Source organism: Pseudomonas sp. GW823-FHT02C02 (genome assembly GCF_058797635.1).
In genome coordinates, this window is the sequence record NZ_JBXAJV010000002.1 from 51,038 (window position 1) to 77,285 (window position 26,248).

Annotated in this window: 18 protein-coding genes and 1 pseudogene; 9 read left to right on the top strand and 10 right to left on the bottom strand. The window is 61.0% G+C overall.

Annotated elements, in window-relative coordinates; all coding sequences use genetic code 11:
* Positions 1 to 13: 13 nt before the first annotated feature.
* Complete coding sequence (locus tag AC1ROI_RS03010) at positions 14 to 970, top strand: alpha/beta hydrolase (protein ID WP_102595302.1); 957 nt, start codon at positions 14 to 16, stop codon at positions 968 to 970.
* A 257-nt stretch (positions 971 to 1,227) separates the two neighbouring features.
* Here the strand turns inward: AC1ROI_RS03010 and AC1ROI_RS03015 are convergent, their stop codons facing one another.
* The 5 genes from AC1ROI_RS03015 to pvdM form a co-directional block, all read right to left on the bottom strand.
* A complete protein-coding gene (locus AC1ROI_RS03015) occupies positions 1,228 to 3,693 on the bottom strand; it encodes a TonB-dependent siderophore receptor (protein WP_102595301.1) in 2,466 nt (821 codons plus the stop codon).
* A 260-nt stretch (positions 3,694 to 3,953) separates the two neighbouring features.
* Positions 3,954 to 5,603: a cyclic peptide export ABC transporter gene (locus AC1ROI_RS03020; RefSeq protein WP_083374651.1), complete on the bottom strand. Its 1,650-nt coding sequence runs from the start codon at positions 5,601 to 5,603 to the stop codon at positions 3,954 to 3,956.
* 234 nt (positions 5,604 to 5,837) lie between these two features.
* On the bottom strand, positions 5,838 to 6,716 hold the full coding sequence (pvdO, locus tag AC1ROI_RS03025) for a dihydropyoverdine dehydrogenase (protein WP_077748900.1): 879 nt from the start codon (positions 6,714 to 6,716) through the stop codon (positions 5,838 to 5,840).
* Positions 6,717 to 6,853: 137 nt separating this feature from the next.
* Positions 6,854 to 8,134, bottom strand: a complete 1,281-nt coding sequence (gene pvdN, locus AC1ROI_RS03030) for a pyoverdine-tailoring periplasmic protein PvdN (RefSeq protein ID WP_102594637.1) — start codon at positions 8,132 to 8,134, stop codon at positions 6,854 to 6,856.
* 30 nt (positions 8,135 to 8,164) lie between these two features.
* Positions 8,165 to 9,514: a pyoverdine-tailoring dipeptidase-like protein PvdM gene (gene pvdM / locus AC1ROI_RS03035; RefSeq protein ID WP_010458449.1), complete on the bottom strand. Its 1,350-nt coding sequence runs from the start codon at positions 9,512 to 9,514 to the stop codon at positions 8,165 to 8,167.
* A gap of 242 nt (positions 9,515 to 9,756) precedes the next feature.
* On the opposite strand from pvdM, the gene pvdP reads away from it, so the two are divergent.
* Entirely contained in the window at positions 9,757 to 11,385 is a 1,629-nt protein-coding gene (gene pvdP / locus AC1ROI_RS03040) for a pyoverdine maturation tyrosinase PvdP (RefSeq protein WP_102594636.1), read from the top strand.
* 105 nt (positions 11,386 to 11,490) lie between these two features.
* On the opposite strand, the gene AC1ROI_RS03045 is transcribed toward pvdP, so the two are convergent.
* From AC1ROI_RS03045 to AC1ROI_RS03055, 3 genes are read right to left on the bottom strand one after another with little or no spacing between them, the layout of a single operon-like run.
* On the bottom strand, positions 11,491 to 12,885 hold the full coding sequence (locus AC1ROI_RS03045) for an efflux transporter outer membrane subunit (RefSeq protein ID WP_102594635.1): 1,395 nt from the start codon (positions 12,883 to 12,885) through the stop codon (positions 11,491 to 11,493).
* Between the two features lie 7 nt (positions 12,886 to 12,892).
* Positions 12,893 to 14,866 carry a MacB family efflux pump subunit gene (locus tag AC1ROI_RS03050; RefSeq protein ID WP_102594634.1) on the bottom strand — a complete coding sequence of 658 codons (1,974 nt, stop codon included), beginning with the start codon at positions 14,864 to 14,866 and terminating at the stop codon, positions 12,893 to 12,895.
* Positions 14,867 to 16,039, bottom strand: a complete 1,173-nt coding sequence (locus tag AC1ROI_RS03055; protein WP_102594633.1) for an efflux RND transporter periplasmic adaptor subunit — start codon at positions 16,037 to 16,039, stop codon at positions 14,867 to 14,869. It lies immediately after the preceding gene.
* 321 nt (positions 16,040 to 16,360) lie between these two features.
* Between AC1ROI_RS03055 and AC1ROI_RS03060 the strand changes: the two genes are divergently transcribed.
* The 6 genes and pseudogenes from AC1ROI_RS03060 (at position 16,361) to AC1ROI_RS03085 (ending at position 23,447) form a co-directional block, all read left to right on the top strand.
* Complete coding sequence (locus AC1ROI_RS03060; RefSeq protein ID WP_042932216.1) at positions 16,361 to 16,843, top strand: sigma-70 family RNA polymerase sigma factor; 483 nt, start codon at positions 16,361 to 16,363, stop codon at positions 16,841 to 16,843.
* Positions 16,844 to 16,965: 122 nt separating this feature from the next.
* Positions 16,966 to 18,303, top strand: a complete 1,338-nt coding sequence (locus tag AC1ROI_RS03065; protein WP_077748894.1) for a lysine N(6)-hydroxylase/L-ornithine N(5)-oxygenase family protein — start codon at positions 16,966 to 16,968, stop codon at positions 18,301 to 18,303.
* A gap of 378 nt (positions 18,304 to 18,681) precedes the next feature.
* Positions 18,682 to 18,951, top strand: a pseudogene (locus tag AC1ROI_RS03070) (hypothetical protein); the annotation flags it as partial.
* A 103-nt stretch (positions 18,952 to 19,054) separates the two neighbouring features.
* The gene (locus tag AC1ROI_RS03075; RefSeq protein ID WP_010458467.1) at positions 19,055 to 19,465 is read left to right on the top strand and encodes a hypothetical protein; all 411 of its coding nucleotides are present in this window, start codon (positions 19,055 to 19,057) and stop codon (positions 19,463 to 19,465) included.
* Between the two features lie 142 nt (positions 19,466 to 19,607).
* Entirely contained in the window at positions 19,608 to 20,228 is a 621-nt protein-coding gene (locus tag AC1ROI_RS03080) for a response regulator transcription factor (RefSeq protein ID WP_042932214.1), read from the top strand.
* A gap of 36 nt (positions 20,229 to 20,264) precedes the next feature.
* On the top strand, positions 20,265 to 23,447 hold the full coding sequence (locus AC1ROI_RS03085; RefSeq protein WP_219734239.1) for a response regulator: 3,183 nt from the start codon (positions 20,265 to 20,267) through the stop codon (positions 23,445 to 23,447).
* A gap of 3 nt (positions 23,448 to 23,450) precedes the next feature.
* Here AC1ROI_RS03085 and dkgB read toward each other — a convergent pair whose 3' ends face one another.
* Entirely contained in the window at positions 23,451 to 24,254 is an 804-nt protein-coding gene (dkgB, locus tag AC1ROI_RS03090) for a 2,5-didehydrogluconate reductase DkgB (RefSeq protein ID WP_102594630.1), read from the bottom strand.
* Positions 24,255 to 24,487: 233 nt separating this feature from the next.
* Positions 24,488 to 25,027 (bottom strand): PaaI family thioesterase, encoded by a 540-nt coding sequence (locus AC1ROI_RS03095; protein WP_102594629.1) that lies wholly within the window; start codon positions 25,025 to 25,027, stop codon positions 24,488 to 24,490.
* Positions 25,028 to 25,289: 262 nt separating this feature from the next.
* On the opposite strand from AC1ROI_RS03095, the gene AC1ROI_RS03100 reads away from it, so the two are divergent.
* Entirely contained in the window at positions 25,290 to 26,156 is an 867-nt protein-coding gene (locus tag AC1ROI_RS03100; protein WP_102594628.1) for a pirin family protein, read from the top strand.
* Positions 26,157 to 26,248 lie beyond the last annotated feature (92 nt).

Sequence of the window (26,248 nt, forward strand, 5' to 3'; positions counted from 1 at the left end):
AAGGATTCGTCCCATGGCCGTATTGCCAGAACTTGAAGCATTTCTCGAACTCGCCGAGTTGGGCCGGATGACCGGTAAAAGTCGCGCGATGCATGAACAGACTCCGCAACAGGCACGGATCGATTTTGAAGCCTCCTCGGGGTTTCTCGATGTGCCGCTGGACAGCGTGGCCTGCGAGGACTTCACCATTGCCGCGCGGGATGGCCACAGTCTGTCGGCAAGGGTGTATCGCGATGGGCAAGCGGTCGACGGCTTGCAGCCGGTGTTGCTGTATTTTCATGGTGGCGGCTATGTGGTCGGCAGCCTCGATTCCCATGATGCGCTGTGCCGGCGACTGGCCTCGCAAGGCGGGTTTGCGTTGTTGACCGTGGATTACCGACTGGCGCCGCAATGGCGTTTCCCGACGCCGGTGCAGGACGCTTGCGATGCGGGCAACTGGCTGGTGCGCGAGGGCGCTGCGCGTGGGCTGGATGCGAACCGGGTGGCGCTGGTCGGTGACAGCGTGGGTGCAACATTGGCCACGGTGTTGTCGATCATGGCAGTGCGTGAACCAGAGGAACTGGCGTTGAAACCCAAGGCCCAGGTGTTGCTGTATCCGGTGACGGATGCGACGACGAAACGCGCCTCGCACCGGGATTTTGCCGAGGGCTATTTGCTGGAGACGCCGACGCTGGACTGGTTCTACGCGCATTACGGGCGCACGCCGGATGACCTGGCGGATTGGCGTTGCTCGCCGTTGCTGGCGGCGGATTTATCAGGCGTGGCACCGGCGCTGGTGTACTTGGCCGGGCATGATCCGCTGCATGATGAAGGGCTGGCGTATGCCGAGCGGTTGCGTGCGGCGGGGAATGAAGTGACATTGCTGGAACAGCCGGGGATGACCCATGACTTCATGCGCATGGCCGGGTTGCTGGGGGAAGTGGAAGGGATTCACTCGGAAGTGGCGGGGTGGGTGCGTTCGCGGATCTGAATTGCCATGAAAAAAACCGCCATGCCTGGATCAGGGGTGGCGGTTTTTTTGTGTCCGGTCCAGGGGATTTCTGGTGGGGCGACAATTGCCTTCGCGGGCAAGCCTCGCTCCTACAGATTGGCGTCGAGTTGTGGCATGGTGCCAACCTGTAGGAGCGAGGCTTGCCCGCGAAGGCGGACTCCCATTCACCACAAAATCCCTGGCCAAAAAAATGCCCGCATCTGACGACACGGGCATTTTTCATTTCAGCTCACGACTCAGAAATCATACTTCGCGGTGACCTGCACGTTACGCGGCTCGCCGTAGAACGTGGTGTCGAAGTTGCCCAGGCCCGTCAGGTAGTTCTTGTCGAAGACGTTGTTGGCATTGACGGTGAAGCTCAGATGGTCGTCGTACTGGTAACGGGTCATCAGGTCCACGAGGGTGTAGCCACCTTGCTTGATCTGGGTGTAGTCGCCCGCGCTGGCGCTGTAGATCTTGCCGTAGAACGCGCTCTGCCAGCTCACGCCGCCACCGACGGTGAACTGGTTCATCACGCCCGGCAGACGGTAGGTGGTGAAGGTACGAACGACGTGTTCAGGACGGGTGGTGGACAGCGGGTAGCCGAAGATCCGTTGCTCGTCCTGGTCACGGGTCCGGGCGTAGGTGTAGCCCGCGGACAGGTTCCAGCCCTCGGCCAGTTCACCGGCCATTTCCAGCTCCACACCCTTGGTGGTCGCGCCGTCGATGGCTTTGTAGATACCTTCGTTGGTGACCGGGTTGGTGCCGATCGATTCAGCGACGTTGTCCTGTTCGATGCGGAAGAAGGCCAGGCTGGCGTTCAGCTTGCCTTCGAAGTAGGCCGCTTTCAGACCGGTCTCGTAGGCGTTGCCTTCAACCGGCTGCAGGGTCGAGCCGTTGGCGTCCTTGTAGATTTGCGGCTGGTAGATATTGGTGTAGCTGGCGTACGCGGAGTACGTGTCGTTGAGGTCGTAAACCACACCGGCATACGGGGTGACGACGCCGTGTTCCTTGTAGCTGGCGTGGGTGTCGGTCTGGTTGGCGCCCGGGTTGTAGTTGTAGTCTTCGTTGTACTTGAAGGTGCTCAGGCGGGTGCCGAGGATGAACGACAGGTCATCGGTCGGGCGCAGGCGCGTGGCCAGGTAAACGCCGTTCTGGCTCTGGGTGCGTTCGTATTTGCCGTTTTTCGGGAATTCCTGTTTCGGCAGTTCGCCGTTCCAGTCATAGATGCTGCCGGGCACTTGGGAGAACGCACTGGTGTCGTAAGTCGAACCGGTCTGGCGCGAGTGGGACGCCATGACACCAGCGACCAGTTCGTGCTCGCGACCGCCCAGGCTGAAGGGGCCGGAGACGTTCACGTCAGCGGTGTTCTGCACGCGATGACCTTCCCAGCGACCCCAGTAAAGGAACATGCCTTCACCGGTGGCGCGATCCGGGTTGCCGCCGCTGGCCGAGGCCAGTTGGGTGTCATGGTCGGTGGTTTTCTGGTCCAGGCTGACTTTGAGTTTCCAGTCATTGGCCAGCGCTTGCTCCAGCGATGCGAAGTAGGTGGTGCTGTCGAAATCACGACGGCTCCAGTCGGCCGCCGGGTTGAAGTGACGCGGGAACTCGGTACGGCCGCCATCGGCGAAGTACGTCGGGTTACCGGTCCACGACGAACCGCGCGGGGTGGCGCTGGATTTGTCGATGCCGAAGGTCAGCAGGGTGTCGTCGGTCAGGTCGGCTTCGAGTACGCCGTAAAACAGGTCTTTCTTCTGGCTGTAGTGATCCAGGTAGGAGTTGGCGTCCTGGTATGTGGTGACGAAGCGACCGCGGACGTTGCCGGAATCGGTCAGCGAACCGGAAATATCACCTTCAGCACGGTACTTGTCCCAGCGGCCGGCGGTGGCGCTGACCGAGGCCTTGAATTCCTTGGTCGGCTTCTTGCGGATCAGGTTGACCGTGGCGGACGGATCGCCGGTGCCGGTCATCAGGCCGGTAGCGCCTTTGATGACTTCGATGTGGTCGAGGCTGGCCGAGTCGTCGCTGTTGTTCGGGTTTTCACCGTACACACCGTCGTAGATAGTGTTGACGCCATCGTACTGGAAGTTGGTGATGGCCTGGCCACGGGCGGAAAACTCGGTACGGTCACTGTCGTACTTCTGTGACGTGATGCCGGGGGTGTTGCGCAGTGCGTCGGCAACGCTGGTGACGCCGCGATCGTCCATCTGCTGGCGGGTGACCACGGTTACCGATTGCGGTGTTTCGCGAAGGGTCAGCGGCAACTTGGTCGCGGTGGTGGTGGCGCCGGTGGTGTAGGAGCCGGTGTCTTCAGTGGTCAGGCCCAGGGCCTGGCCGGAAATCGTGGTCGCGCCCAGTTGCAGGCCCGAACCGCCGCCGGAGACCAGCGTGACGCTGTTGCCGTTGATCTGGAACGAAATGCCGGTGCCTTTGAGCAGGGTACTCAGGGCTTCGGACGGCTCCAGCGAACCTGACACTGCACGGGACTTGATACCCGCCACCTGATCCGGGCTGTAGAGGATCTGCAGGTTGGTCTGCATGCCCAGCTCGGTCAGCGCGTTGGAAAGCGGCTGGACGGCAATGTTCACTTTTACAGGTGCAGCATTGGCCATCGAGCTCCCCAGCAAGGTGGCGGTCAGCAGCACGCTGGTAAACAGGGTGCGATGCAATGTCGGGCGCTGTACGGCCAGCGCGAGAGGTGTGCGGCGTGGTAGAGGTCGCATTACTTACCTGAGCTCCTGAAAAGTGGGGTGCAGAGTTTTTGTTAATAAGAATGATTATTAGACGCGGCGCGAAGCAAAAACCGGAAAGAAAGACGTCAATTAATTTTCAGAAAGAAGAAACCGTGGCGAGGGGTTCGCCCAAATGTCGGCCCGTTAAGAGAAACAACGGTGGGGGCGAGCCTGCTCGCGATAGCGGTATTTCATTCACCATTGAAGGTGACTGATCCACCGCTATCGCGAGCAGCCCCGCTCCCACAGGCTCAGGCCGGTGCCAGCTCGGTGACGACCCGACCGCTCTCCATGCGCACCAACTGGTCGGCCACGTCGAAGTAACGGTCATCGTGGGAGATCACGATGATGGTTTTGCCCAGGCGCTTGAGGTCCGGCAGCAGCTCGGTGTAGAAAATCCGGCGGAAGGTCGGGTCCTGGTCGGCCGCCCATTCATCGAACACTAGCACCGGGCGTTCTTCGAGCCAGGCATTGACCAGCGCCAGGCGCTTGCGCTGGCCGGTGGAAAGGTCGGTGGTGGTGAAATTGCCGTCCTTGACGCTGACCTTGTGCGCGATTTCCAGGCGTTGCAGGTATTTGTTGGCGTCTTCGGGGATGTGCGTGTCGCCCTGGACCACGTCATCGAACAGGTAATAATCAGCGAAGATCGTGGTGAACAACTGGCGATAGTCATCACGATTTTGCGCATCAATCGCCTCGCCGTTGACCCGGATCTCGCCCTGTTGCGGCGTGTACAAACCCAGCAGTAACTTGATCAGCGTGGTCTTGCCGCAACCGTTCTCACCGACAATAAACGTGATGTCGCCTTGCTTGATCGTCAGGTTGACCGGGCCCAACTGGAAGGGTGCAGCGCCTTCGACAGCCGGGAAGGCGAAACGCACATCGGCCAGTTTCAGTTCGTGCACGGCTTGCTTGACGTTGCCCTGATCGCTGAGCAGCAAGTGCGGCTCAGGGGTGGAAAACTGCTCGGACAACTCGGCGATCCGGCGGAAGGCGATCTGCGCACGGCTGACAATCGGCAACGTGCTGATCAAATGCTCCAGCGGGCCTTTCATATACAACAGCACCAGCACGAAGCCGCTCATCACGGTCTTGTCGGCGCTTGGCCAGAAGGATTGCAGCGCCAGCACCAGGCCGATGACCACGAAGAACAGCATCGAGCCGAAGGTCTTGGCGATCACGAAGGTGTTGACCGAGCGCACCTGGGTCTTGCAGATGAAATCGGCTGTCGCCTTGATCCCCGACACGAACATGCGTTGGCGACGCGGACGGTGGATTCGTAGTTCCTTGGCGCCATCGGCAATCGCGTTGTAGTGCTTTTGCAGCTCGTCTTCAGCGTCACGGGCGGCCATGAAACCCTGCACACCCTTGCTCTGGGCATAAGCCTGGATCGCGGTGCCGATCAGGATCGCGGCGACCATGATCAGGAACATCGGCCACGACAGGATGGCCAGGTAACCCATGCAACCGAGGGTCACGGTGAGGGAAATCGCCAGGGGGGCGAAGGCGAAGGCGAAGTCGCTGATGGTATCGACGTCGTGGGTCAGGACCGGAATCAAGCGGTGGCTGCGATAGCGTTCGATCTGCTCGATGGGTGCCGACAGGACTTTTTCACCGAGCTGTTTGCGCAGCCTGGCAATGATGTGCTGGCCGACGTAGTTGGTGCCGATGTCCGAGCAGATCGAGCTCAACAGCGCCAGCAGGCACAGGCCGGCAAACAAGGCGACTACGCCTTGGGTCAGGCCGGTGTCCGAATGCAGGGCGTTATTGATGGTCGCCAGCAGTACCGTGACACTCAAGCCGCCGACCATGCCCAGGAAAATGGACGCGGCGACGATGAGTCGAAACGGTTTCAACAGGGCGAACAACTCGCCGATGGCGCCACGGGGAGGCTGGGTCATGGAAGACAGTTCCTTGGGTATAAAGGCAGATACCCAGTAGAACGTCTGATCGAGGGGTTAATTTACAGGGTCGCCGACTGGCGGCGTTCGCCGGGCATAGCGAAAATACCTGACACCACACTAAACCTTGTGGGAGCGAGCCTGCTCGCGAAAGCGGTGAGTCAGCCGACATCCATGTCGACTGTTAAACAGCCTTCGCGAGCAGGCTCGCTCCCACAGGATCGGGATTATGGTTTAGAGATCACGCACGATACGGAAACCTATCCAGTCGCCACGCTCTTGCGGGTACTGGCTGTTGCGGTTGCCGGAGCGGGAGAACACTGGCGCTTCACCCCAGTCGTTGCCGCGAATGCGCACCGCTTCGCAGTTGGGTTCTACCCAGGCACTGCCATCGGTGGGCGCGCCGACGTAGTTGGGGTGTTCGCAGTCTTCGACCCATTCGTAGACATTGCCGTGCATGTCGTACAGGCCGAACGCATTCGGTGCATAGCTGCCGACCGGCGAGCTGTAGCTGTAACCGTCCGCCGGGCCGTAGGTGTTGGCGTGTTGGCTGATGCTGTATTCCTTGCCTTCATCGAACGGGAAGGGGAACGGACCCTTGGTGCCGCCGCGCGCGGCGTATTCGCGTTGAGCTTCGCTGACCATGTGGTACTTCTGCCCGGTCTTCTTCGAGAGCCAGGCAACGTAGTTCTTCACGTCATCGAAATTCATGCACACCGCCGGCTGACGCGGGCCTTGCGGGTAACGCGGTTTGCTGGCGACGCACTCGCGACCCGGTCGGGTATCGCCATTTGCGATGGTCACGCCACTCTCGCGCACGTAGCTGTCCCATTCACCTGCGGTGACCTGGAAGCGGCTCATGGCGAAGGGTTTGGCGAAGGTCACCTCGTGCATCGGGCTTTCGTCGGGCTCGCGACCGACTTCATCGTCCGGCGTACCCATGGTGAACGTACCGGCGGGCAGCACGACCATTTCCGGGCAATCGCGGCAGTCCTTGAATACTTTGCCGGGTTGCGGGGTGGTGGCCGCCTGGGCGGTGGTTGGCAGCAGACCGGCGAGGAGGGCGGACAAGGCGAGGGCCTTGAGAGGCACGGTTAATAGATCTCGGTTCATTTGTCGTCTCGATTCAAAGAAAACTGGCGTCTCTGTGGCGAGGGAGCTTTGCTCCCGCTTGGCAGCGAAGCGGCCCCAAAGAAAGGGACTGCTGCGCAGTCCAGCGGGAGCAAGCTCCCTCGCCACAAGGGGCCGCATCAGACGGTTTTGCTCAGCAAGGCCATGACGCGGTCGATATGGTTCTCGGTGTTGAGCAGGCCGGGCGCGATGCGGATCACCGGGCCGACGTCGCGGTCCACCGAGTCGCAAACCACGCGGTTTTTCATCAACTGGACGGCGATTTTTTCGCAGTCGCGGTCCTTGACCCGGAAGAAGGTGAACCCGGCCGACAGGTCCGGGCTCCTGGGCGTGACCAATTCAATCTGCGGGTGTTCCAACAGCCGGTTTTTCGCATAGGTATTGAGGGCGTGAATGCGCGCCTGGACCTCGGCCTTGCCCAGTTCCAGGTGCAGCTTGAACGCCTCGTCCAGGGCCCAGCGATGTTCGAAGCTGTGATAACCGCCGGGGGTCATGATCGTCGAGAACGTGGTCGCTTCGGAGAAGGTCGGAATCGTCGGCGTCACATCCTTGAGCTCGGCCGAACGGGCGCAGATGATCCCGGTGCCGCGCGGGCCGAACATCCATTTGTGGGTGCCGGCGATGAAAAAGTCGCAGTGCATGTCTGGGAAGTCGAGCTCTTCGACGCCGAAACCGTGCACGCCATCGACCACATACAGGATGCGGTCCTTTTCCTCACGATTGCGATTGCGCTCCGCCACCAGCTTGCCGATCTCACCAATCGGCAGCTTCACGCCGCTGCCGGACTGCACCCAGGTCATTCCCAGCACGCGGGTCTCAGGGCGAATGCCTTTGGCAATCGAACCCAGCACCTCATCCGCCGACACGGTTTGGCTGTTCTCGAACAGCTTGAGCTTGCGCACCTTGACCCCGTCCTTTTGCTGGCGATAGCCCAGAGCGTAATTGGTGGCGTAGTGTTCGTGCTCGCTGGTGAGGATTTCCTGATCCGGGCGCACATGGATGCCGCCGTAGATCAGCGACAGGCCTTGCGTGGTGCTGCCGGTCAGTGCGATTTGCTCAGGCTTGGCCTTGAGGTAATGACCGGCCCAGACGCGCACCGCGTGCTCGCGTTTTTCGGTTTCGCCCAGGTCCCAATCCATTGCCAGCCCCGGGTTGCGGTCGAGGTTGGCGCGGTGGCGTTCAATCGCCTCACGCACCGGACGTGGGTGGGACGTCACCAGGAAATTGGCGAAGTGCAGGTAGTCCGGATCCTGGTCGAACAATGAACGCAATTGCGCCCATTTGTCCTTGGGCAGCGGCGGTGGATTGGCAGCCAGTGCCGGCAGATTCACGGCAGCACTCAGGGGCAGGCCAGCCGCGAGAATACCGGCCTGCTTGAGGAATGAACGGCGGTTAGTCATGAGCTCGGTTCGCTTTTGCAAAAGAAGACATCAGTTTTTTGCCACCGGTCTGGACGACTTCTGCACCTGGTCCCAGACCCGCAGGAAATTCCCGCCCCAAAGCTTGGCGATATCGGCCTCGCTGTAGCCGCGACTGATCAGCTCGGCCGTCACGTTGCGAGCTTCGCTGACATCCTTCCAGCCCTCCAGACCGCCGCCGTCGTTGAAATCGGAACTGATGCCGACGTGGTCGATACCGATTTTTTTCACCGCGTAATCAATCGCGTCGCCGTAGTCCTTGAGGGTGGCTTTCGGTTCTTCGTCGACGATGGCGTAGAGCTGGCTGGCGTACTCGCCGAAACGTTGTTCGGACCAGACGGTGATCACCGGGTCGCCCGGCATCAGCGCCATCTCCAGGCCTTGCAGCGGTTGCAGGTCGAAGCGTGCGCGCAGGGCGTTGAGTTTGTCTTGGGTGGCCTGGCTCAGCGGGCGGATGTAGGTCGGGAAGCCGACAATCTGCACCACGCCGCCGCTGTTCTTGATCAGCTGCATTTCCTGGTCGCTGAGGTTGCGCGGGATGTCCACCAGGGCGCGCGGTGCCGAGTGCGAGGCGACCATCGGCGTGCGGCTCAACTGGGCGACTTGCTCCAGGGCTTTGGTCGACATCTGCGACACGTCGATGATCACGCCCAGATCGTTGAGACGATGCACCGCTTGTTTGCCGATCTCCGACAGGCCCCCAAGGGCGTCGCGCGAATCATTGAAGAACGGCAGCGGTCGGGACGAATCCGCCCAGGCGTTGTTGCCCACGTAACTGAAACCGAACATGCGCATGCCACGAGCGGCCCACGTGTCCAGCGCGGTCAGGTCGTTGCCCAGCGGGTAGGCGTTGAGCATGCTCATGAAGATCGCGAACTTGCCTTCGCCGTGCAGGCGACGGAAATCGTCCGGGGTGTAGGCAATGGCAACCTGGTTGGGGAAGTCGCGAACCATCGTGCTGATGATTTTGTAGCGGGTTTCCTGCTCGAACCGGGCTTCGTCGACGAAGCCGGCGGTGGGGCGATGCGGGGCGTTGGCGCCGTTCCAGATTTCCGGCCAGCCGAAAATCGTCAGGGCCGCGCCGGACAAGCGACCGCGGCCGGTCTTGACCAGGTCGAATTGCCCGGTGCCGTCCTTGTCCGCTTCATTGCCGGCGGTGCCGAAGTCCAGCGGTACGGTGACGTGGCTGTCGAACGAGAGGATGCGCTCTTGCAACTCATCGGCTTGTTTCATCACCTTGGCCGGGTAGCCTGGATTGTCCTTGAACCAGTAATCCCAGGCCGCATAGCCTGCCCCGGCACTGATCGCCAGGGCCAGCGGCAGGCCGATGTAGAGAGCCTTTTTCGAACGTGGTTTTGTCATTGCCATCTCAGTCAGGTTCGTCGCCCCGGTGCGGGCGCAGGGGCCTTTGCTATCTGGGAAGAACGAGTGGCCCGGTTGGAAATTTAGTGGGACTCATGGCCTCTTCGCGGGCAAGCCTCGCTCCTACGGGTTAATGCAGGACCTGTAGGAACGAGGCTCGCCCGCGAAGCTTTTAAATTTTTGCAGGCAACAAACGTTCTAGCTTGGATAAAGCCTGCTTCATGGCTGACACAGGTAGGGCAATGACGATTTCTCGACGATGGTTCATGGCAGGCCTGGCGCTCACCGGCGCCGCCGTGCCTGCGGCTTTTTATGGGCATCGCGAATGGACGAAACCAGATCCGACGATCACCCCCGGCGAAGCTTCATTCGATGTGGCGGATGTCGCCGGCCAGCAATTGGCGAACACCTTGCGTGGCGTCTGGCAGATTCGTTTCGAAGGGCGTGACGCCGGTATCGAAGGCTTGCCACGGGACGGGCTGGAAGTGTTTCTCGACGTCGGCCATAAAGGTCGCGGCCTGATCGGATTCCTCGACACCGCCCAGCGTTTACGCTCCAGCGATGAGCCGCGCTACCGGGTGCTGGGCGATCTGGCAGAAGCCAAACCGGCCGAGCTGAGCTGGCGGCTGGTCAGTGCCACCGCCGCCAGTGGCACGCCAGATTACGAATTCAGCATGTCGCTGGACGAAGTCTGGGCCGGTTTCGGCAACGCCGGCAGCGGCACCCTCAGTGGCCGGGTGTTGAACCTCGATCGCCCGTTGATGATGACCGCGCAAGACAATCGCTTCATCGCGGTCAAGCGGGTGTTTCCCGAAGCTCGCGAGCGAACCGGTCTCAACGCGCCACTGCTGGCGTGGCTGGTGTCCGCCGAACATCGGCTGTTTCACCAGCTCTGGCATGCCTCCCGGGACAAGTGGCACACCCTCTCCGAAGACAAGCGCAACGCCCTGCGCGGTATCGGCTGGCAGCCCGGCCCGCGGGACAAGGAGCGTGATGCCCGTGGCGCGCGAAAGGATCGCAACGGTTCAGGCGTGGACTTCTTCTTCATGCACCGGCACATGCTGGGCACGGCGCGTTCGATGCAGGATTTGCCGTCATGGCAGCATTTTCCACTGCCGCAGCCGGAACTGGCCCGGGATCGCATCGGTTTCGCCAATTACTGCGACAACCATGACGGCACCGCATTGCCACCGACCTGGCAGGCCGACGACGATGCCGAATATTCGCAATGGGTCAGCGACATCAAGACCGCTGAGACGTATCACAGCAACTTCCAGGTCTGGGAGTCGCGCTATCGGGATCCGCGTTATCTGTCGAAACTCACCCTTGGGCAGTTCGGTTCAGAGGTCGAACTGGGGCTGCACGACTGGCTGCACATGCGCTGGGCGTCGGTGCCGCGTGATCCGTCCAATGGCCAGCCGGTGCCGTTCGCGAGGGATCCGGCGGACTTTTCCGCGCGCTGGTATGCGCCGGAAAACGACTTCCTTGGCGACCCGTTTTCATCCCACGTGAACCCGGTGTTCTGGCATTTTCACGGCTGGATCGACGATCGCCTGGAAGACTGGTTTCGCGCCCACGAGCGTTTTCATCCGGGGGAGGTGAGTCGGCTGGAGGTCAACGGTGTGGCGTGGTTTGCGCCGGGGCGCTGGGTCGAGGTGGCTGATCCGTGGCTGGGGCCGAGCACCCATGGTTGCAGCACGACGCCGGGGTTGCAGATGGGCAAGTCGGTCGAGATGGACCCGGAAACCATGAAACTGGCGTTGCGCATCACCTTTGGTGAAGACGATAAAAAGCTGGCGGACCTGTTCCGCAAAGTGCCGCAGCGGCCTTGGTATGCGCGGCATTTGAAGGCCAGGCCGATTACCAGCTAAATCGATAGACCGGGTTATCGTTCTTCGCGGGCAAGCCTCGCTCCTACAAGGGCATCATGTAGGAGCGAGGCTTGCCCGCGAAGCGGCCCTCACTGGCAACTCAAATCACAGAACCTGCCACCCGCCACCCAGCGCCTTGTACAGCGCAATACTCGCCTGCAACCGCGACAACCGCAGCTGCACATTCAGATCCTGCGCCGCATACAGCGTGCGCTGGGTCTCCAGCACGGTCAGCAAATCCTCGGCCCCGGCCTGATAACGGCTTTGCGCGATATTGAAGGCGGTCTGCGCCTGGCTCAGTTCCTCGCTTTGCCACTGTCGCTGTGCATCCAGCCCGCGAATGCTGTTGAGGGCTTTTTCCACGTCGGCGAAGCCGTTGATGATCGCCCCGCGATAGGTTTCCAGCAGTTCTTCCTGGCGGGCCGTGGCCTTGTCGCGCTCGGCGCCCAAGCGACCATTGTTGAAGATCGGCGCAAGCAATCCGGCGGTGAGGTTGTAGAAAGGACTGCGCAGAATATCTGCCGCCCGGTTCGCCCCCGACCCCAGTTCGGCACTCAACGTCACCTTCGGCAGCATCGCCGCGCGGGCGACGGTGACGTCGGCTTGCGCGGCGGCCAGTTGCGCTTCGGCGCGGGCGATGTCCGGGCGGCGGGTGAGCAGTTCGCTGGGGGCGCCGGCCGCGATGGTCGGCCATGACAGCTGATCAAAGCGCTCCTGACCCAGCGCCAGTTGCTGAACCGGCCGGCCGAGCAGGGCGGCCAGACCGATCAGCGCGTCTTGAGCCTGTTGCTGCACCAGCGGCAACTGCCGTTGTTGCGCGGCCACCAGGCTCTTCTGCTGCGCCAGCTCAAGTGCCGTTGCGGACCCTGAATCGAATCGCGTCTGCACCAGTCTCAATACGTTCTGCGCGTTGGCCAGGTTCAGCTCGGCGATGCGGCTTTGCTCGCGCAGCGACAAGGCCTGCGCGTAGGTGTTGGCGACGCCGCTGAGCAGCGTCAATTCCACGGTGGCCTGATCAAACTCGCTGGCCTGCAAAGCGAATTGCGCGCTGTCACGGGAGGCACGTTGACCGCCCCAGAAATCGATTTCGTAAGTGGCGCTGAGGCTGGCGTTGAAGTAATCGACGGCCTTGTTTTCGCTGTCGGCGTCGAGCTGGCTGTAACCGTTGCCGCGCAGCAGTTTTTGCCGATTGGCGTTGAGGCCAGCCTTGACCTCCGGCAGCAGCGAGCCACCGGCAACCACCGTCTCGGCCTGCGCCTGGCGCACCCGCGCGATGGCAGCGGCCAGGTCGTAACTGCCGACCCGCGCCTGTTCGATCAGTTGATCCAGCTGTGGGCTGCCAAACTGCGTCCACCATTGCAGGTTGTTGCGGGTGGCGTCTTGCATGTGCGGCGATTGCCATGCGTCGGGTGGCTGGAGGCCGCTGTCCGGGCGCTGGGCGGGCGTGCCGCAGGCGCCGAGCAACAGGCAGAGGGTCAGTAAACTCAGTTGCGGCTTCATGGAGAGATCATTCACTGGTAAGGGCCGTGACCGGGTCGAGTCGGGCAGCTTTGCGGGCCGGCATGAAGCCGAAGACAACACCGGTGACCAGGGCGCAGGCGAAGGCGCCGAGCACCGCTATCAAAGAGAACGCGACCGCGACTTCGCTGAGAATCAGCACGCCGCCGACGATCAGCGCCAGGGCAATCCCGGCGAGACCGCCGACCACCGAAAGCATCACCGCTTCCGTCAGGAACTGGCGCAGGATGTCGCGCTGGCGGGCGCCGGTGGCCATGCGGATACCGATCTCCCGCGTGCGCTCGCGCACGGTCATCAGCATGATGTTCATCACCCCGATGCCGCCGACCAGCAGCGAGATGGCGGCAATCGAGCCCAGCATCAATGACAAGGTGTTTTGCGTGCGCGCTTCGGCCTGGATCATCGCGGCGTTGTTGGTCAGTTCGAAATCCTTCTTGCCGTTGTGCAGGCGCAGCATCAATTGCTCGATGGCGATTTCGGTCTCCTTGACCTTGCGTGCGTCGGCAGCGGCGATAGCCACGTATTCGGGATTATGCGTGCCGAACAGCCGCACACTGGCGGCGGAGTAGGGGATGGCGATGCGGTCGTCGCTGTCGGAGTCGCCGGAGCTGGCGCCTTTTTCGGCGAGCACGCCGACCACCTGGAACGGCACGTTTTCGATCAGGATGTACCGGCCGATCGGGTTGGCCACGTCCTTGAGCAACTTGGTCCGCACCTTGTGGCCAATCACTGCCACCGCGGCGGCGTTACGTTCATCGTCCTGGGTGAAATAGCTGCCTTGCACCACCGGCCAGTTGAAGATGGCCGGGAAATTGGTGTCGTTGCCGCCGACGTAGCTCAAGTGGTCGAGGTTGCCGAAACGTACCCCGGCCTCCTGCCCGTTGACCGGCATGATCCGCGTCACCTGCGGCAGGCTTCCCACCGCCGCGACGTCATCCAGGGTGACGATACCCCGCGGCGTTCGCGGGTTGGGTGATGAGCCACTGAGGTAAATGATGTTTGAGCCGAAGGCGCCCATTTGCGCCATGACCTGGCGTTTGCTGCCTTCGCCGACGGCCAGCATGACCACCACCGACGCCACGCCGATGATGATGCCGAGCAGCGTCAGCGCGGTGCGAAAGCGGTTGATCCACATCACCCGCCACGCCGCTTGTACGGCGTCGATCAGTTCGCCTTTCCAGGCCCCGGTCGCTTCGGCGCCTTCGGTCAGGCGCTTGCGCAGATCCACCGCTTGCAGCGCACCGGGGTTGGCCGAGGTTTGTGCTTGAGGGTTGTCCACCGCGCTGTCGCTGATGATCAGCCCGTCGCGGATTTCGATGATGCGCTTGGCCCGGGCCGCGACTTCGCGGTCGTGGGTGATGAGGATGACCACGTGGCCCTGGCTCGCCAGTTCGTCGAGCAGGGTCATGACCTCGGCGCCGCTGTGGCTGTCGAGGGCGCCGGTGGGTTCGTCGGCGAGGATGATGTGGCCGCCGTTCATCAAGGCGCGGGCAATCGACACCCGTTGTTGCTGGCCGCCGGAGAGCTGGTGCGGGCGGTTGCCGGTGCGCGACGCCAAGCCGAGGCGGTCGAGCAGGGCGGCGGCGCGGGCATGGCGTTCGGCGGCGGGCAGGCCTGCGTAGATGGCCGGCATCTCGACGTTTTCCTGGGCCGAGCCGGACGGGATCAGGTGATAACCCTGGAACACAAAGCCAAAGGCTTCGCGGCGCAGCCAGGCCAGCTCGTCGCTGTCGAGGGCGGCGACGTTTTGCCCGGCGAAACGGTATTCGCCCGAGGTCGGGCGGTCGAGGCAACCGAGGATGTTCATCAGCGTCGATTTGCCGGAGCCGGACGCGCCGACAATCGCCACGAATTCCCCGGCATGAATCGACAGGTCGATGCCGCGCAACACGTGAACTTGCGGTGAATCGCCGCCGCCGTAGGCTTTGCGGATGTCCTGCAGGTCGATCAGAGGCGTCTGCATTCAGCCGCCACTCCCGTCGGCCGTGCCGATCAGCAGGTGATCGCCTTCCTGCAAACCGTCGAGGATCTGCACCCGCAGACGATCGCTGATGCCGGTGCGCACGTCGCGCTGCTGGATACTGCCGTTTTCAGCGACGACCTGGGCAATTTGCCTATTCGCTTCAGTGCCGGCCTGCAGCGCCGCGACCGGCGCGGTCAGGGTGTTTTTTGCCTGATCCGAAACGAAGAACACCTGGGTGGTCATTTCCGCCATCAGCGCGTTGTCGGCGTTATCGACGTCCAGCAACACCGTATACAGCACCACGCGCGCGCTGCCGCTTTTGCTCGAACTGGCCGGGCTGCCGCCGCCCTGGCTAGTCTGGTCCAGTGGCTTGGGCGGCACCGGCAGAATCTGCCGCACGGTGCTGCTCCAACGCCGGTTGCCGCTGCTGAGGGTGGTGAACCAGGCGGTCATGCCGGGTTTGACGTGGCCGATGTCGGCTTCCGAAACTTCGGCCCACACCGTCATTGGCGACAACTTGGCGATGCGCAGAATCAAGGGTGTTTGCTGCTGGGCGTTGAGGGTCTGGCCGACCCGGGCGTCGAGGGCGACCACGGTGCCGGCCATCGGTGCGTAAATCCGCGTGTAACCGAGTTCGGCCTGATCGCTGCGCAGGCTGGCCTGGGCCTGACGGATCTGCGCCTGGAACATGTCGATGCGCGCCTGGGTGGCATGCAGTTCGGCCTGGGCGGTTTGCACGTCTTCTTCGCGGGTCGCGCCGCCGGCCTTGAGGTTCTGCTGGCGCTGGAATTTCTGCCGGGCCAGTTCATGCTGGGCTCGTTGTTCCTGGAGCTGCGCCTTGAGGTTCTCGATGGAGAACCGGCCGGCGTCGAGCTTGGCCTGCTGGGTGGACGGATCGATCTCCACCAGCAGCTGGCCTTCCTTGACCACGTCGCCGACCTCCACATGAATCTTCTGGATCTGCCCGGACGCCTGCGCACCCACGTCGACATAACGCCGGGGCTGCAGGGTGCCCAACGCGGTGACGCTGCTTTCAATGTCGCCACGACTGACTTGCACGGTGGCGAATTTATCCCGGCCCGGGGGGATCACTTGCCAGGCGGCGATGGCGATAACGGGGATCAGACAAAGTGCTACAAGCAGGGCGCGTCGGGTCTGTCGGGGACGTTTCATGCAGGGTTCCGGCCAATGGGTATCGGCCCGTCGTTCATCCTGCGCACGAAAAGCGGCGGCAGGCGAACGCTGTCGGGGGGCCGACAGACACGGGGAGCTGTCCTGTAAACGAGGAATGTCGCGGGGAATTTAGGTGCGGACACATACCGTTACAGGTGTAGCGCATGACTATTTATCAGGTAAGTCAAAGCAACACTTTAAATCTATATGAGAATTACTATAAATTACGCGACTCGAACTGCCACTATCTTGCCACTGCCCATTTGTGCGGTCGCGGAAGTGGCTCAAGGATAGAAACCGCATCCTGTGCGGCCGGGAGTCATGTTGGAAAACTACTATCGCGAGCTGGTGTGTTTCCTGAACGCCAGGCTAGGCAACCGTCAGGTGGCCGAAGATGTGGTGCATGACGCTTATCTGCGGGTGCTGGAGCGTTCCAGTGACACGCCGATCGAGCAGCCCCGGGCCTTCCTTTATCGCACCGCGCTGAACCTGGTGATCGACGATCATCGCCGCAATGCCTTGCGCCAGGTTGAATCGCTGGACGTGCTCGACAACGAAGAGCGCTACTTCACCCCGTCCCCGCACAACTGCCTCGATCATGGCCAGCGCCTGGAAATGCTCCAGCGTGCCCTGGCGGAATTGCCGCGGCTGTGTCGCGAAAGTTTTCTGCTGCGCAAGATCGACGGCCTGTCGCACCCGGAAATTGCAGAGCACCTCGGTATCTCGCGCGCGCTGGTGGAGAAGCACATCGTCAATGCCATGAAGCATTGCCGCGTGCGGATGCGACAGTGGGACGCCCATTGATCCCTTCTCTCTAAATTTTTTTTCATTGTCCTCGTTCCTACTCAACAGACGACCTGCTGTCCTGCATCAGGTCACTTAGGCTTATTCCCCTTGTTGAGGGGTTCATCCAGAGGACACTGGAAATGACACAGGCAATTGCATCGCCCATCGTTCACGACCTGATCGGCGTCGGTTTCGGCCCTTCGAACCTGGCGCTGGCCATCGCTCTGCAAGAGCGCGGGCCGAGCCAGGGCGAGCTGGATGTTCTGTTTCTCGACAAGCAGGCGGACTATCGCTGGCACGGCAACACCCTGGTGACCCAGAGCGAGTTGCAGATCTCCTTCCTCAAGGACCTGGTGACCCTGCGCAACCCGACCAGCCCGTATTCGTTCGTTAACTACCTTAAGCATCACGGACGTCTGGTGGACTTCATCAACCTCGGCACCTTCTACCCGTGCCGCATGGAGTACAACGACTACCTGCGCTGGGTCGCCGGCCAGTTTGAAGCCCAGAGCCGCTATGGCGAAGAAGTGCTGACCATCGAGCCGGTGCTGCACAACCAGCAGGTCGAGGCGCTGCGGGTGATCTCTCGCGATACCCAAGGGCAGCAACACGTGCGCACCACCCGTTCGGTGGTGGTCAGTGCTGGCGGTACGCCGCGCATTCCCGAAGCGTTCAAGGCGCTCAAGGATGACGGCCGCGTGTTCCACCACTCGCAGTACCTGGCGCAGATGGCCAAACAGCCTTGCGTGAACAATCAACCGATGAGCATCGCAATCATCGGCGGCGGCCAGAGCGCGGCGGAAGCCTTTATCGATTTGAACGACAGCTTCCCGTCGGTGCAGGTCGACATGATCCTGCGTGGCTCGGCGCTGAAGCCGGCGGATGACAGCCCGTTCGTCAACGAAGTGTTCTCGCCGGAGTTCACCGACCTGGTGTTCCAGCAGGCGAGCAGCGAGCGTGAGCGTCTGGTCAACGAGTACCACAACACCAACTATTCGGTGGTGGACATTGACCTGATCGAACGCATCTATGGCATCTTCTATCGCCAGAAAGTCTCGGGTATCGCGCGTCACACCTTCCGTACGCTGACCACCATCGAAAAAGCCACCGCCACCGAGCGCGGCATCGAGCTGGCGGTGCGCAACAATGCCACCGGTGAAGTCTCGGTTCGTCTGTACGATGCCGTGGTATTGGCCACCGGCTACGAGCGCCAGATGCACCGCAAACTGCTGGCGCCGCTGGAGCAATACCTGGGTGATTTCGAGGTGGATCGCAACTACAAGCTGATCACCGACGAGCGCTGCAAGGCCGGCATCTATATGCAGGGCTTCTGCCAGGCGAGCCACGGTTTGAGCGACACGCTGTTGTCGATCCTGCCGATACGCGCGGATGAGATTGCCGGGTCGTTGTATGACCATGGCAAGCACCGTGGGCATAGCCGGTCGGTGGTGGATTTGTTGTTGGCCACTGCCAGTTAAATTTTCTGTGTCTGTTGACCCGTCATCGCGAGCAGGCTCGCTCCCACAATGGACCTGTGTCTGCAGGCCTGATGCGGGAGCGAGCCTGCTCGCGATGGGCCCTGAAGAACACCACAAATATTGAAAGCTGAACCCTTCCTGAAGAACCCCGCAATTCCCCCACCCGCCGCCGTTCCTTCGTTTACTCTCCAGAAATCGGGGCGTAAGCATCGCGCGTTTTCATCAATAGCGGAGACCCTCAGTGGGGACTTGTTCGAGTGACAGTAGTCGGCCGGTTTCGATAACCGGCACCTTCCCGGCAAGATAACGCGCAGCCTGTTGCCGTTGTCTCGCCGATAAGCGAGCAGCGGAAATCCCGATCGCGGCCAGCCCTGGACCTGGTACGTATTCGACGCCAATACCCCGGTCCATCAAACGCTCTTCCAGTCTGGCTGGTTCGTGGTCGGGCTGCTGACCCAGACCTTGATCGTGCACATGATCCGCACGCCGAAAATCCCGTTCCTGCAAAGCCGCGCAGCCATGCCGTTGATGGTCATGACCGGGATCATCATGTCCGTGGGGATATTCCTGCCGCTGATTCTGCTGGCGTACATGGGGCTGACTCAGGCGGTGAAGGGTTTCTACATTCGGCGGTTTGGATGGCAGTAATGGCCGGAAACTGCGGTTTTTTAGGAAAAGTCCTACAGAAACATCTGTGCGCCTCCCGTAGCCTCGCCGCTTCAAAAATCAGCTATTCACACATGAGGCTACGATGCCGAATAAAGCCTTGCGCATCTTGATCGCCGACGAGCAACACTTTCACCGGATGCTGATCGAGCGGCTGTTCAATCAGCTCGATTATTACCGCGTGGCGCCGGTGCAGGACCTTGCTTCAATGCTGACCCTGGTCGAGTACGGTTGCGAGCCGTTCGACCTGGTGGTCGTCAATGCCGCGCTGGCGGCAGGCGAACTGGATTTGCTCAGCTATTTTCTCGATAACCGGCAGGTTCGCCACGCACTGATTTTCGACGGCCAACGGGCACAGTTGCCGACGATCCCGGCCCACTCGCAACCCAGGGTTCAGGTGAGTCACGCGGCGCTGCCTGATCTGCGTTGTATTCAGACGTTGCTGGCGATCATTGATCCATCGTCGCAGGAGCGTAATCAGCGGTACGCCGGGTGATTGCCGCATACCGTTCGTCGGTACTGTCATTTCTGACAGGTAGATTCTGCCTTTCTCCCATGCAACAGTCCTGGCGCAGCCGTTGCGTCTGCCCCGGCGTTATCCGACGGGCATTCGTTGAGTTTTTGCACAGGGAGTTGCCATGAAGAGAGCGATGATTGTGGACGATCATCCGGTGGTTCGCGCCGCAGTGAAACTTGTACTTGGGCGGGAAGGCTTCAAGCAGATTCATGAGGCGGCCAGCGTTGGGGAAGCGTTGACCACACTCCGTGAGCAACAAGTGGATCTGCTGATCCTGGATCTGGTGATGCCCGGCGGCAACGGCCTGGACCTGCTGGAGCGAATCAAGGCCTGCGACTGGAAATGCGTAGTGCTGGTGTTCACCTCGCTCGATCCACTGTTTTTCCAGGAGCGGTGCATGCGCGGCGGCGCGTTGGCGTATGTCTCAAAAAACAACAGCCTGGAGCAATTGCAAAAGGCTGTGCACGCGTTGATGGCGGGCTACACCTACTTTTCGCAGTTGCTGTCCAGACCGATGAACCCGCTGCAACACAGCGAAAAAAAGTTGATCGATACACTGTCCAACCGCGAGTTGACCATCTTGCAATACCTTGCCCGAGGCTTTTCCAACAAAGCGATCGCCGAAGCCATGAACCTGAGCCACAAAACCGTCAGCACCTACAAAACACGCTTGGTCATAAAACTGGGGGTTGTGGCGGCAGTGCATCTGCGGGACTTCGCCATACGCAATAACCTGATCTGAGTGCGCCTGACCGTGCGTGTATGGCTGCTGCGCCTCATGTTGTGTCTCGTGCCGGCGGTATCGGCTTCCGCCGGCGAGCCTGAGCGCTTGCAGTTGCTGGGGCGTTCCACGGTGGAGGGCTACGCGGTCGATCTGGATGAACAAGACCGGCAATGGCTGCGCAACAAGCGTGTGTTGCGCCTCGGGGTGAGCGGGCCGGACTACCCGCCGTTCGAAGTGACGCGCAATCACGACGAGCTGGAAGGCATCACCGCCGATTACGCCATACTCGTTGCGCAACTGCTGAACATACAGATCGAAGTGCTGCGTTATGTCACCCGAGAAGCGGCCATGGAGGCGCTTAGATTCGGCGAACTGGATCTGCTGGGCACTTCGAACAACTTTGAACTGGCCGACCCCGAGCTGATCCTGTCCAGCGCTTATGCTGAAGACCAGCCGATGCTGGTCACCCGACGGGACGAGCACATGCCCGTGGATCTGGCGGGTAAGCGCATTGCCATGGCCGATGATTACCTGCCGGCGCAGACCGTTGAATCGTTCTATCCCCAGGCCAGCCTGCAACGTTATCCTTCGACGCTCGATGCGCTCGGGGCGGTGGCGTATGGGCAGGTTGACGTATCCCTCGTAGACATCTTCAGCGCCAATTACCTGATCAACAATAACTACCTCAATGACATTCAACTGATGGGGCCGGCCAGCCTCGACGCTAACCCGTTCGGCTTCGCGCTGGCTCGGGACAACCTGGCGCTGAAGGACCTCATCGACAAGGCGCTGGTGGCGATCCCCATGGAGCAGCGCTTGATCATCGAGCAGCGCTGGAGCGCCGGCAGGGCGAAAGTGGCGGGACAGCAACGCGTGGATCTGAGTGAGAGTGAACAGCGCTGGCTGGATCAGCATCCGACGGTCAATGTGGGGGTTGTGGAGAATTTTGCGCCCTTGACGTTCTACGATCCCGAGGGCCGATTCAGCGGGTTGGCGGCGCAAATGCTGACGCTCATCAGCCAGCGCAGCGGTTTGAATTTCAACGTGTTGCGAGGCCAATCCCTGGACCAGCAGATCCAGCGACTCAAGGCCGGCGAGATTGACATCTTGCCCGCCATCATTCCCACGACCGAAGGCGTATCCGGGCTGCACTTTACCCGGTCCTATGCAGTCAATCCCTACACGCTGGTCAGTGCGACCACCTCCGGTAGTCCACAGACGCTGGGCGATCTGGCCGGTAAGCGCCTGGCGATTTATCCCCGTCACCCCATGCGCGCGTTCATTCAGGCACGGTCACCGCAAGTGCAGATGGTGGACGTACAAAACCCGGCCGAAGGTCTGGAGTCGGTGGCGAAGGGACAGGCCGATGCCGCGCTCAGTTCGTTGTTCATGACCCGTTACCTGATTGACCGGTATTACCAGGGACGTTTACGCATCAGCAGTACCGTGGGCGATGAACCGGCGCGCATCTCGATGGCAACCGGCCGTGATGAATCGGTGTTGAACTCGATTTTGAACAAGGCCTTGCTGAGCATTTCGCCCGAGGAAATGGACGATCTGGTCGCCCGCTGGAGCAGTGATGCGGTGGTCGATGACAGTTATTGGCTGCGCCATCGGCAAGCTATTTTGCAGGGGTTTGCGGCGGCCGGGGCGTTGTTGTTGCTGGCCTTGGGATGGATCGCCTGGCAGCGTCGGCAAATTCGCCAACGCCAGCAGTGGCTGCAGCAGTTGCAGCAGGCCAAGGACGTTGCGGACGATGCCAACCGTGCCAAAACCACTTTTTTGGCAACCATGAGCCATGAAATCCGCACACCGATGAGTGCCCTGATCGGGTTTTTGGAAATGGCCTGGAAGCGGGCAGAAGAGGGCGTTGCCGATCGCCGATCCCTTGAGGTCGCCGCTACGGCTGCTCAGCAGTTGCTGGCGTTGATCGGCGACATTCTGGATATCGCGCGCATTGAGTCAGGGCGTTTATCGCTGACGCCCGAACGTGCCAATCTGCGTGATCTGGTGGCGTCGATCTGCCGGGTCTTTGAAGGACTTGCCCGGGAAAGGCACTTGGCGTGGCGCGTCGATCTGGACCCGCGCAGCGACCGTGAGGTGCTGATCGACCCCACGCGCTTCAAGCAGGTGCTGTCCAACCTGTTGAGCAACGCGATCAAGTTCACCCGTGAGGGTGAGGTGAGTTTGACGTTAAGTGTGGTGTCCGGATTGTCAGGGCATCTGGGGGTCAATGTGCGCATTGAAGACACCGGCATCGGCATCAGCGCAGCTGACCAGAAACGCTTGTTCAGTCCGTTCGTTCAGGCCGGAAACAGCCAGCAATCCGCGAGCATGGGGTCCGGGCTGGGGTTGGTGATCAGTCAGGCGTTGTGCGAAATGATGGGGGGGCGGCTGGTGCTGCGCAGCGTCCTTGGCCAAGGCTCGCAAGTCGACATCAGCCTTTCGCTGATGGCGTTGAAGCCGTTACCACCCTGTGCATCAGTCGACAGCGGATCACCGATACCCACGCGGCCACTGACCATTCTGGTGGTTGACGATTACCCGGCCAATCGCCTGTTGCTCTCAAGCCAGCTGAGCTACCTGGGGCATCGCGTGATGGAGGCCGAAGAGGGCGAGCGAGGGCTGGAACTGTGGCGTACACACGAGTTTGATGTGGTCATCACTGACTGCAATATGCCGAAGCTCAGCGGTTATGAATTGACCGGTGAGATACGCGATGAAGAGCGCGCATATGGCCTGCTGCCGACGCTGATCCTGGGTTTTACCGCCAATGCGCAGCCTGAGGAAAAGGTCCGGTGCCTGGAAGCGGGCATGGACGATTGTCTGTTCAAGCCGATTCGGCTGGCGGATCTGAGTAGTTGGTTGGCCGACCGGTTTGCAGAGACGACGAACGAACAACCCCCATCATCCGAGATCGATTTGAGCGAGCTGGAGCAATACGTCGGGGAAGACCGGACGTTGATCAATCAATTGCTGCGTGAACTGGCAATAACCAATCGCAACGACCGCGAACATCTGCTTCAAGCACACGCCGACAACAATCTCCCGGGGCTGCGAGACCTGGCGCACCGTATCAAGGGCGGTGCGCGCATGGTCCGGGCCCAACGGTTGATCGAAAGGTGCAAGGCGCTGGAACGCGCCTGCGCCGAAGGTCGTGCGGCATCGATCGACGAAGCCGTCGATCAATTGCAGGACGCCATGCGAAGTCTCGATCAGAGCCTTGAGACAGGCTGACACTTAATCCCAGTGCGGCGCGATACCTTTGGGGCTGGTCAATCGATGGCCGCGATCCAGGCTGGCGATCAACGCCATGTCGGTTTCGCTCAACTGCAGGTCATAGGCTTTCAGATTGCTTTGCAGGTTGGCGCGTTTGGTGGAAGAGGGGATAACCGCGTACCCCGACTGCATGGCCCAGGCCAGCGTGACTTGGGCCGGGGTAGCCTGAAGACGAGCGGCGATCTGCTGGATGACCGGGTCTTTCAACACTTCGCCGTAGGCCAGGGTCATGTAGGACGTGATCTGGATGCCCTGGCGCCGGGCAAACTCAACGACCTTGCGGTTCTGCAGGTACGGGTGCAGCTCGATCTGGTTGGTCGCGATGTTCTCGGCACCGACCGCTGCAATCGCTTTTTGCATCAGCTCGACGGTGAAGTTGGAGACGCCGATCTGCCGGGTCAGGCCCAGTCGCTTGGCTTCGAGCAAGGCGCCCATGAACTCTTCGACCGGCACTTGATCGTCCGGGGACGGCCAGTGGATCAGCGTCAGGTCCAGGTAATCGGTCTGCAGTTTGCGCAGGCTCTCTTTGAGGCTGTCGATCAACCGGTCTTTGGCGAAATTGGCGATCCAGATTTTACTGGTGATGAACAATTCTTCACGGGCGATACCGCTGGCGGCAATGGCCTCGCCGACCTCGGCTTCGTTTTCGTAGATTTGCGCGGTGTCGATTACTCGGTAACCCAGCGCGAGGCCGGTGCTCACCGAATCGATGACTACTTGGCCTTGCAAACGAAAGGTACCAAGACCGAAGGCGGGAATAGACATCAATGACTCCAAGGGTTGCAGTGGGAATGGACAGGAGTATCCCCGGCTGCCTCCCTGGGAAAAACCGCTGGATGGGCAAAGCAATGTTTACCGCAAGTCATGAATCGGGGGGCCGCCTGGAGGATTGAGGGTGTCTGGTCTGCCGTCTTCGCGGGCAAGCCTCGCTCCTACAGGGCGGCGTTGCGTTTGTAGGCGCGAGCCTGCTCGCGATGGCCACAACTCGGTCTCGGAATTTACCCCCGAGCCTCAAGAATCATGCAAGTCGTCGACCCCGTCGCATACAACCGCCCATCCACATCATAAATCCGCCCCTCGGCCAGGGCGGTGGAGCGGCCCAGATGCACAATTTTCCCTTCGGCCCGGACCGGTCCGCTGGCGCCGGTCAACGCCCGGACGTAGCTGATGCGCAAGTCCAGCGTCGTATACCCGTGGCCTTTCTTGAGCTGTGTATGAATCGCGCAGCCCATGCACGAATCCAGCAAGGTCGCCGCGTAGCCGCCATGCACGCTGCCCAGCGGGTTGTAGTGCCGCGAATCCGGCGTGCCCTGGAAAATGAACAGCCCGGCCGACCATTCGATGGGGATGAAATCCATCAAGGCGCCGATGGGCGGTGAAGGCAGTGCTCCGTCGCCGATACCCTGGAAAAACTCGGCGGGTGACAGCGCGCTGACCTCAGCCATGGACAGGCTGCCCGGTCCGGCCAGACGCGAGCGCATGACCTGTTCCTGGGCGATCCATTGGGCGAGGGTGGCGTCGCGGGTGGGGCTTTGCATGATGAGTTCCTCGAACGAGAGCGGATATTATGGTTGTAATCTCGATCGATATTATGTCTGAAATAAAAACTCCGCCAGCCCCGCGTGTCGAGTCGTCACACGCTATCGCCCAGGCGCAATTCCTCGCCGATTACCGGCCCTGTTGAAACCTTTGCCATCGTTCTCCAGATAGAACGCTCAGGCTGATTTTTGCCGTCTAGTGGATTGAAGCGTTCGGTCTTAAGCTGAGTCCATTGCGTCAAACAACGAATTTGGAGGCAGGATGAAAAACATCATCGGTATTTACACCAGCCCGCACACCCACTGGGTCGGCGACGGTTTCCCGGTTCGCACACTGTTTTCCTATGACAACCTGGCCAAACACATCAGCCCATTTTTGCTGCTCGATCATGCTGGCCCCGCCGAATTCACCCCGACCACCGAGCGTCGTGGCGTGGGTCAGCATCCGCACCGCGGTTTCGAAACCGTGACCATCGTTTACAAGGGCGAAGTGGAGCACCGCGACTCCACCGGCAGCGGCGGCAGGATTGGCCCCGGCGATGTGCAATGGATGACCGCGGCGTCGGGGATTCTCCACGAGGAATTTCACTCCGAAGAGTTCGCCAGGACCGGCGGCACCCTGGAAATGGTGCAGCTGTGGGTCAACCTGCCGGCCAGGGACAAAATGGCCGATGCCGGTTACCAGACGATTCTCGATGGCGACATCCCGAACCTCCCGCTCAAGGACAAGGCTGGCAGCTTGCGCTTGATCGCGGGCGAGTTTGAGGGGCACACCGGTCCGGCGCGCACGTTCACGCCGATCGACGTCTGGGACCTGCGCCTCAACGGCGGCAAGTTGTTGACCCTCGACCTGCATGAAGGCCGTAACACCGCGCTGGTGGTGTTGCGCGGCACGGTTGAGGTCAACGGCCTGGAACTTATGCGCGAAGGGCAGTTGGCGTTGTTCGAACGCGATGGCCATCAGCTCAGCCTGGAAGCCAATGATGACGCCGTGGTGTTGCTGCTCAGCGGCGACCCGATCGACGAACCGATTGTCGGTCATGGCCCGTTCGTGATGAACAGCGAGCAAGAGATTCATCAGGCCTTTGCTGACTTCCAGTCGGGCCGTTTCGGCCAGATGAGCGGTTGAGCTCATTGTCTTGACGCTGGGCTGTGCCAACACTCATCCCTGTGGGAGCGAGCTTGCTCGCGAATGCGGTAGGACAGCCACCGACTCAGTGA

What these genes read in the sequence shown, in the direction of transcription:
- AC1ROI_RS03010 (WP_102595302.1), top strand. Translation starts at nt 14, where the DNA reads ATGGCCGTATTGCCAGAACTTGAAGCATTTCTCGAACTCGCCGAGTTG.
- AC1ROI_RS03015 (WP_102595301.1), bottom strand. Translation starts at nt 3,693, where the DNA reads ATGCGACCTCTACCACGCCGCACACCTCTCGCGCTGGCCGTACAGCGC.
- AC1ROI_RS03020 (WP_083374651.1), bottom strand. Translation starts at nt 5,603, where the DNA reads ATGACCCAGCCTCCCCGTGGCGCCATCGGCGAGTTGTTCGCCCTGTTG.
- pvdO (WP_077748900.1), bottom strand. Translation starts at nt 6,716, where the DNA reads ATGAACCGAGATCTATTAACCGTGCCTCTCAAGGCCCTCGCCTTGTCC.
- pvdN (WP_102594637.1), bottom strand. Translation starts at nt 8,134, where the DNA reads ATGACTAACCGCCGTTCATTCCTCAAGCAGGCCGGTATTCTCGCGGCT.
- pvdM (WP_010458449.1), bottom strand. Translation starts at nt 9,514, where the DNA reads ATGACAAAACCACGTTCGAAAAAGGCTCTCTACATCGGCCTGCCGCTG.
- pvdP (WP_102594636.1), top strand. Translation starts at nt 9,757, where the DNA reads ATGACGATTTCTCGACGATGGTTCATGGCAGGCCTGGCGCTCACCGGC.
- AC1ROI_RS03045 (WP_102594635.1), bottom strand. Translation starts at nt 12,885, where the DNA reads ATGAAGCCGCAACTGAGTTTACTGACCCTCTGCCTGTTGCTCGGCGCC.
- AC1ROI_RS03050 (WP_102594634.1), bottom strand. Translation starts at nt 14,866, where the DNA reads ATGCAGACGCCTCTGATCGACCTGCAGGACATCCGCAAAGCCTACGGC.
- AC1ROI_RS03055 (WP_102594633.1), bottom strand. Translation starts at nt 16,039, where the DNA reads ATGAAACGTCCCCGACAGACCCGACGCGCCCTGCTTGTAGCACTTTGT.
- AC1ROI_RS03060 (WP_042932216.1), top strand. Translation starts at nt 16,361, where the DNA reads ATGTTGGAAAACTACTATCGCGAGCTGGTGTGTTTCCTGAACGCCAGG.
- AC1ROI_RS03065 (WP_077748894.1), top strand. Translation starts at nt 16,966, where the DNA reads ATGACACAGGCAATTGCATCGCCCATCGTTCACGACCTGATCGGCGTC.
- AC1ROI_RS03075 (WP_010458467.1), top strand. Translation starts at nt 19,055, where the DNA reads ATGCCGAATAAAGCCTTGCGCATCTTGATCGCCGACGAGCAACACTTT.
- AC1ROI_RS03080 (WP_042932214.1), top strand. Translation starts at nt 19,608, where the DNA reads ATGAAGAGAGCGATGATTGTGGACGATCATCCGGTGGTTCGCGCCGCA.
- AC1ROI_RS03085 (WP_219734239.1), top strand. Translation starts at nt 20,265, where the DNA reads ATGTTGTGTCTCGTGCCGGCGGTATCGGCTTCCGCCGGCGAGCCTGAG.
- dkgB (WP_102594630.1), bottom strand. Translation starts at nt 24,254, where the DNA reads ATGTCTATTCCCGCCTTCGGTCTTGGTACCTTTCGTTTGCAAGGCCAA.
- AC1ROI_RS03095 (WP_102594629.1), bottom strand. Translation starts at nt 25,027, where the DNA reads ATGCAAAGCCCCACCCGCGACGCCACCCTCGCCCAATGGATCGCCCAG.
- AC1ROI_RS03100 (WP_102594628.1), top strand. Translation starts at nt 25,290, where the DNA reads ATGAAAAACATCATCGGTATTTACACCAGCCCGCACACCCACTGGGTC.